The organism is Draconibacterium sp. (assembly GCF_041583095.1).
GTDB lineage: Bacteria > Bacteroidota > Bacteroidia > Bacteroidales > Prolixibacteraceae > Draconibacterium.
Map to the genome: position 1 here is coordinate 1 of NZ_JBFHGM010000255.1, position 7,387 is coordinate 7,387.

Genomic DNA, 7,387 nt, shown 5'->3' on the forward strand with positions numbered 1-7,387 from the left:
AATTGACTTTTACCGTTATTTCGATATAACTCCTCAAGCAGAATTTCTTTACGATTGCGTAATCGATACCATTGAAAATATTATACCTTCGGAAGTATCCTATCTTGGGCATTACGATGAATTCAAACGTTTTGTAGATGACGAATTTGAAATGCCTGATAAAATGGTAGCAATATTGGTTCGGTTCTTAGAACAGAACAACGGAGAACTATCTAAACGAGCCAGAGAAAAAGAATTTGAAGCATTATCTGAAACCGAAGTTAATCAGATTGAAATGAGGTATAATGAAATATTCAAAACGCAATAATTGACACCAAATTATATGTAAAAACAACGTTGGTGAACGATTCGGTTAACACTCAAATATCTCCTGCTATAAACCACTGATTTAGTGCTAAATACCTAAATTATTCGACTCCCGCCAGCTCCACTATGTTACATACAACTTTCGATCAAAAAACATTAAAGCACTGAATTTCAGTGCTTTTTATTTTTCCAACATACCAAACAAAACCATATAAAACCATATTATAGGTGAACAATTCGGTGAACAAAATTCAAATCACAATCTGTTCACCAATTTGAAGACAAATTACTATACAACAACACCTTACAGAGGTTGAAATTTTGCATTTAAGATATTATTTCCTTAATTTTAGTGAACAATTATTAATGTTTTTCACGATGGAAAATTTCAATACCTACAATCTAGCAAAAGCTTTTTATAATCGGCATCGGTTTTTACAGGATTCGCTTCAAGGGCTGCTTTTGATTTCCGGGCACGTTTGTTTATCAGTGCTTCGTAGCTTTGGGTATGTGTGTAAAGACTTTCTACCTGCTCACCGGTGATAGGTTCGGTTTTTATATCCTGCTGCTCAAAACTATCGTCAACATTTATTGCTTTCATTATTCGTTTACAGGTATCGCAGGTGGATAAGTAATATACTTTTCTTTTCATTCCGGTTCTCTTTTGTGCCCGAAAGATAATTATTTGCTGTTGTCTTTCTCGACAGGAAATCCTTTTTTCTATAGCTGAAATGAGCTTTAGCATTACATCTGATGCCAAATTTGGGTAATCCCAATCACATGAAGAAGTATTCAAAAATGCCTTTTGCCCTATCGGGCCGATTTTACTTTTTGTCTTGAGACAATAAGTAAACAAAAAACTCAAGGCTGCGCCCGCTTCGCTCGGAAAAGCTACGCAATGCCAGCTAAAATTCCTGAAACTCGTCGTACCTCCTCAAACAGCAGTAATTTTTTAACGCCGTCACTGCTTGTTTTCCGGCTCACCTGACGAGGCCAAGCTGCGATGTGGCTGACGCTGCAGCAGTTGAACGGCCTCTTTTGGTCTTTGCCCGAAGTTGAAATAAAGCCTTAATGAGATCGGGAAGCTCCGAGGGCTCGAGGAGATCACCCGTCCAAATTTAGGTTTTATAAAAACGTAGGGTGAAGATCAAAAGGAGCCTTGGCTCGGAAATGCCTTCCTCGTGTATCGTTTTGTGTCAAGACAAAAATGATAGCCTCCGGCAGGAGATTTATGGTGCGAAAAACTAAAACGACTTGAAAAGCGAAAACCTACTTCTCACAACTCACCACCAAAGGCAAATGTTTTCCGCCAAATGCATCCTGTTTAAAGTTGGAGTAAAACTGAATATTTCGGAAACCGGCTTTTTTCAAAAGCGTTTTTAATGTTTCGCTTTTAAGTGCCAATAAAGGTGTTTCATTCGACACAATGCGGTTCCTGGCTTTAATTTCCAGGTCGGTCTGAAAGCCGATAAGATCAGAATTATCAGTAAAATTATAACGACGAATAAACTTTATGTTCTCCGTATCGATTACAGGCAGTACTTCTACAGGCTCGTTGCAAATGTAGTCGTAGTTCAGCAACTGAATCAGTAATTGTCCGCCGGGTTTTAACACCGCGTGAGCACCTTCCAGCATTTGCAAAACAAGTGCTTCGGAGTTGAGGTGCACCAACGTATTTCCAAAACACAATACGGCATCAAACTGCTGCGGGTAGAAATTCTGCGCCAGTTCCAGCATATTTCCCTGCTGAAAGGTTAGCTTTTCGTGTTTCTTCTTGTCAATAGCTTGTTGCAGGAGATCTTCGTTCAGGTCAATACCAATAACTTCTGCCCCACCTTCAGCCAGCTGAAAGGCCAACTCGCCGGTGGCACAACCAATATCCAGAATATGTTTCCCGTGCAACTCGCCGAGCTTTTTTTTCACAAACTTCAGTTGCATGGGATTAAACGGAAAAATCTCGGAATAGTACTTTGATATGGAGGTGTAGAATATATTTTGTGAATCGTGCATGTGCAAATTTACAAATATTGCTCAACAATACTTTTTACTTCATCGGCAGGTCGTACCCCCATCCCTCTCCACTTCAATTCGCCGTCTTTAAACAGCATCAGTGTTGGAATGCTTCGTATCTGGTATTTCGAGGCAATATTCGGGTTGCGGTCAACATCCACTTTTATGATCTTGACATTTTCTTTCAGCTCAGCTTTTACCTGCTTCAAAATGGCCGGCATTTGTTTGCACGGGCCACACCAATCGGCATAAAAGTCGACCAAAACCGGACGTTTGCAATTGATAATATTATTGAATTTAGCTATCATTCTGTTCTGCTCTTTTTTTTCGCTTCACTATAAAATCGTTTATGGCATCGCCAACAAGGTAGCCCACTGCAGCTCCCCACAAGGTACTCCAGTACCACACCGATTTTATGGGGCAGGTACCGCTTAAACATCCCACATATTTCCAATACAGGAAACCTCCAATGGCACCAACTACCAATAAAATCAGGGCCAGCTGTTTTTGTTTTATAAACTTCATTTCTTTACTTCTAACTTTGTAACAGCAACAAACACTTTTAGTTTTTAAATAACCATTGAAAAAAATGATTGCAAATAGATTTCGCCGAAATCATAACTTTTAGGAAATATAGAGCTCAAGGAAAACGGCTACTTTTGGCAGCTTTATAAAACATTATGTGGGCACTATTTGGATTGGCTTCGGCCTTGTTTCTGGGTATTTACGACATTTTAAAAAAGCAATCGGTTAACAGTAACGCTGTTATGCCAGTATTGTTTTTTTCTACCGTTGCCAGTTCGTTGCTGTTTACCCCTTTTATTGTTATTTCGTTTAAATCGCCCGAACTTTTGGCCAACACCGGTTTGTATGTACCACAACTTAACGCTGCCGAACATCTTCAGGTGTTGCTTAAATCGGCCATTGTGGTGTCGAGCTGGGTGCTTGCCTTTTTTGCATTAAAGCACCTGCCCATTACTATTGTGGCTCCAATTAGGGCAACCGGTCCGCTTTGGACGCTTATCGGCGCGCTCATTATTTTTCACGAACGCCTGAATGTTTACCAGTGGATTGGAATTGCCATTACCCTGGTATTTTTCTACCTCTTCTCCACCGCGGGGAAACTGGACGGCATCAATTTCAAACGCAACAAATGGATCTATTTTATTGTGGCTGCAACCCTTCTTGGCGCCTGCAGCGGCCTGTACGATAAATTTATTTTACGCCGAATTGACCGCGTAGCCGTACAAGCCTGGTTTTCGGTGTACCAGGTGGTAATTCTGCTGCCTTTTGTTTTGCTGAACGAGAAAATCAGAAAACGTAAGAACATTCATTTCGAATGGCGCTGGACCATCCCGCTTATCGGGCTGTTTCTGGTAATTGCCGACTACCTGTATTTCTATGCCCTTAGTAACGAAGATGCTTTGATCTCTGTTATTTCGGCACTACGCCGCGGAAGTGTGTTGGTAGCCTTTGTTGTTGGAGGTGTGCTGTTTAAAGAACAAAACATGAAAAAGAAAGGCGCTTACCTTGTGGGTATCCTGACGGGTATTTTGCTTATTACTTTGGGAACGGTGTTGTGAGAATAGCTGTGAGCTACTAGCCACTAGCAAAAAGATTGATGGAGATTGATATTAGATTGAAGAAGATTGAAAAACTGATAAATTGTAAAATTGTAAATCCTCTTGAACTTCTTCCTCTTTGTGAAACTTTGCGCCTGCTTGGTGAAGCTATGTGGTGCAAAAAATTGATGCAAGATTGAACGAGATTGAAATACTGATAAATTGTAAGAGTAGGACAATCAATTTTTTCAGCCAACCTCTCCAGTTGTCTAACTCGTGGCTCGTAGCTAAACAAAAAAAGCTCCCCGCAAACAGCAGAAAGCTTCTTTCAATATTTTTCTATTCGATTAGAATTTAAATGTCAGTCCTACGCCAAACGATTCCATAAATTGTAATCCAGGTGATGGAGGAAGGTTTTCATCGTCGCCCTGAATTTTCACATCATTATCGTAAATCAGCTGCGTAATCAGGTTAGCCGACAGGTAATCGTTCACCTTCATAATGATCTTGAATGTCCAGTCTACATCGATGTTTTTAGGCTGATCAAGGTAATTTGAAAACAAATCTACTTTGGTATCCAGTGTTACATTTTTCATAATGTCCTTTATCAACTGCACCTTAACGGTTGCACCAAGCTCCGACCGCATTGATTTCCCTTCCTCAACACCAAAAGCACCTTCGTTTGACAGATCATCGTCGGTAACAAAAGTGAATTTGCCCGACACAGGAGCCATCATCAATGAAAAACCATCGATTTTATAATCCATACCCAAACCGAGACTCAAATAACCCGGAGCCATAAATTTAGAAATAGAAGTTTCGGTATCGGGATAATTGTAACCCGGAGCAAATTGCGATTTAAAGTTCAGCAAGCCGGAATAAAACCAGTTCCCTTTGGCTTCAATGCCCAGTTTAGAGCTGATATCGATTTTATCGTCCGATTTACGCAAATCATCGTCTTCTTCCTTTAAAAAGCCAAATCGAAAATCGAATGTATTGTCCCAGCTTAACTTATCTTTTTTGTAATTGGCGGCATAATTCACCATAAATACGCCCGACATGGAACTTTTTCCTCCGGCCGCCCAGTTGTTTAATGAAACCTGCGAGAAATTAAGTGTTGTACTACCACTTGTTGTCCAAAGGGTGTCTTTTGTTTCTTGTGCAAACGCCAGTGTGGGAATAATCAATAGTAGAATCAGCAATTTTTTCATTTTTATTTTGTTTGGTAATTTATTTAAATCTCAATTTAGAAAAATAAAACAAAAGGAAGAAATAAAAGTTTGTAAACTTAACAACGACTATAAAAACCGGGCAAGATCAACTTGTTTATTGATTTCATAATTATTATTCATGATCAATGCTTTTATTTCTTTCGCGAAATAAGGCGCCAGCATCACGCCTTTTGTTCCCAGGCCATTAAAGACATAAACGTGCTCATGCTGCGGGTGTTTACCCAAAACCGGCCGCCGGTCGATCACCGTAGGGCGCACTCCTGCCCAGTGTTCTTCTATTGTAAAATCAACATGGATAAGCTCTTTTAAACGGTCTACAATTGAGTTTTTGCCTTCTTCGGTTGGAAAATCTGTAAGGTCTTTCCACTCGTAAGTTGAGCCAACTTTAAAACGATGATCGCCAACTGGCAACACAAATACGCGGCGGTTAATGATGAAGTTTTCTGAAAGGTTGGGCGCATAAATCTGTAGCACCTCCCCTTTTGCCGGCTGTAAACGCACAAAATCAAACAGCGGATGTGTTTTCAGGTAATGTCCCTCGCAAAACACAATTTTATCAAACTGCATATCCTGGAAAATGTGATTTTCGAAACTACTTTGGTTTGCCGGATAATCGGCCTCAATCAATAGTTCATTTTCCTGAAAGAAGCGCTTGGCAGCATCCAGAAAAAGACCGGTTTTTAAATAGCCCGATCCTTTTACAACTCCATAGGCATGTGAAGCAAAAATACGATCAACCGGACTCGTTTCAGAAATATCTTCAATAAACGGTGCAAACTTTTCGTCGGCTTTTCGTTGCTGCCACAGTTCTGTTTCCTGCTCCGACAGTGGTTTAATCATGGGCATGTCGAAATAAAAACGTTCGCCAAGCAGTTCTTCCAGCTTGTGGTAACGTTTTTTCATTACCGGCAGCAAATCATCCACCATCCAGCTTTTGGTCATACGCTTAAACACCATCGGATTTACCATTCCGGCCGCCACACGTGTCGCCGTACTTTTTTGCGGATTGTTAACAATGCAAACCTCCACTCCGGCCAAATACAATTCAAAAGCCAGTAATGTACCTGCCAGGCCCTGCCCAACAATCAAGACTTCTTTCCGTTTCATTGTATGCGAATCTTTTTGGCAGCCGCTTCCACTTTTTCAACCGGTAATTCGCAGGTGCCGTTTTTGCATACATAAATCAAATCGGCAGTATGACTAAAACGGTCTTTCAACAATGGCACCTTGCTTTCCTTCTCGGTAAATGCCCAAAGCACATGCGGGAAAAAACCTTTTTGTAATTTCTTAAGCTGTAAGCGGGAATTGAATCCACAAACGGCGACCTCAAAATAAGGTGCCGTTAATTTTAACAGCAGTGTTCCCCAATTGGCATAAGCCATCGGATAATTGACAAAATGTGGCGTAATGTATTGTAACATTTTCTTTGCCGTTTCCAGGTATTCGGGTTTTCCATGGATTAAATACAAACGGTGCAGGATGTTTGCCATTACCGAATTGGCTGCGGGAATAACGTTATCCTCTTTCTGAAAATGGTTGATAATCACCGCATCGGCATTATATCGGTTGAAATAGAATAGCTGCTTTTCTGCGTCGTAAAAATGGGCAAAAACATACTCCATCATTTTATCCGATAAGGCCAGCCAGTTTTCATCCCCGGTAACTTCGAACAGCGCAAGAAAAGCATCCATCAACAGTGCGTAATCTTCCAGAAAACCATCGATAGAAGTGATGTCATTTTTCCAACTATGATAAAGTTGTCCGTTTTCCTTTAACAGCTTTTTTTCGATAAACCCGGCATTTTTAATCGCGAGATTCAAAAACTCTATGTTGCCAAAAGCTTTGTATGCATCTGCCAGTCCTTTTAGCATTAGCGCATTCCACGATGTAAGCGTTTTATCATCCAATCCGGGACGCACGCGCTCCTTCCGTGTTTTCATCAGTGCATATTTCCATTTTCCGACTTTTATCTGCAGTTCGTTTAAACTCAACCCGTGCTTGTCTGCAAATTCTTCATTGGAAATATCGCGAAGGAGAATGTAATTGTTATGTTCCCAAAAACCTTTGCCATTTATGTTATAATATTCTTCAAACAACCGAAATTCATCACCCAGAATCTCCTGAAGCTCCTTTTTCTTCCACACATAAAACTTTCCTTCTTCGCCTTCGCTGTCGGCATCCAGCGACGAATAAAAAGCGCCGCTTTCGTCCATCAGTTCTCGCTCAACAAACGCAATGGTTTCGTAAACAACGGTTTTAAACTCCTCATTTTTAAAA

8 protein-coding genes and 1 pseudogene are annotated in these 7,387 nt (G+C 40.5%); 2 read left to right on the forward strand and 7 right to left on the reverse strand.

The annotated features are described in order from the left end of the window. Nucleotides 1-307, forward strand: a pseudogene (locus ABZB17_RS18190) (cell filamentation protein Fic); the annotation flags it as partial. Nucleotides 308-694: 387 nt separating this feature from the next. Here the strand turns inward: ABZB17_RS18190 and ABZB17_RS18195 are convergent. From ABZB17_RS18195 to ABZB17_RS18210, 4 genes are all read right to left on the reverse strand, one after another. Beyond that, nucleotides 695-958: an arsenate reductase family protein gene (locus tag ABZB17_RS18195; RefSeq protein WP_372652255.1), complete on the reverse strand. Its 264-nt coding sequence runs from the start codon at nt 956-958 to the stop codon at nt 695-697. A gap of 617 nt (nt 959-1,575) precedes the next feature. Continuing rightward, nucleotides 1,576-2,229: a class I SAM-dependent methyltransferase gene (locus ABZB17_RS18200; RefSeq protein WP_372652256.1), complete on the reverse strand. Its 654-nt coding sequence runs from the start codon at nt 2,227-2,229 to the stop codon at nt 1,576-1,578. Between the two features lie 95 nt (nt 2,230-2,324). Next, a complete protein-coding gene (gene trxA / locus ABZB17_RS18205) occupies nt 2,325-2,624 on the reverse strand; it encodes a thioredoxin (protein WP_372652258.1) in 300 nt (99 codons plus the stop codon). After that, nucleotides 2,614-2,841 (reverse strand): DUF6132 family protein, encoded by a 228-nt coding sequence (locus ABZB17_RS18210; RefSeq protein WP_372652260.1) that lies wholly within the window; start codon nt 2,839-2,841, stop codon nt 2,614-2,616. The genes trxA and ABZB17_RS18210 overlap by 11 nt, the downstream gene beginning before the upstream one ends. 155 nt (nt 2,842-2,996) lie before the next feature. On the opposite strand from ABZB17_RS18210, the gene ABZB17_RS18215 reads away from it, so the two are divergent. Next, nucleotides 2,997-3,899 (forward strand): EamA family transporter, encoded by a 903-nt coding sequence (locus ABZB17_RS18215; protein WP_372652262.1) that lies wholly within the window; start codon nt 2,997-2,999, stop codon nt 3,897-3,899. A 326-nt stretch (nt 3,900-4,225) separates the two neighbouring features. On the opposite strand, the gene ABZB17_RS18220 is transcribed toward ABZB17_RS18215, so the two are convergent. The 3 genes from ABZB17_RS18220 to ABZB17_RS18230 all read right to left on the reverse strand — a co-directional run. Next, a complete protein-coding gene (locus ABZB17_RS18220; RefSeq protein ID WP_372652264.1) occupies nt 4,226-5,089 on the reverse strand; it encodes a DUF3078 domain-containing protein in 864 nt (287 codons plus the stop codon). 87 nt (nt 5,090-5,176) lie between these two features. Then, the gene (locus ABZB17_RS18225) at nt 5,177-6,217 is read right to left on the reverse strand and encodes an NAD(P)/FAD-dependent oxidoreductase (RefSeq protein WP_372652266.1); all 1,041 of its coding nucleotides are present in this window, start codon (nt 6,215-6,217) and stop codon (nt 5,177-5,179) included. After that, the coding region (locus tag ABZB17_RS18230) for a thioredoxin domain-containing protein (RefSeq protein ID WP_372652268.1) at nt 6,214-7,387 on the reverse strand (1,174 nt) is incomplete at its 5' end. The genes ABZB17_RS18230 and ABZB17_RS18225, both read right to left, overlap by 4 nt.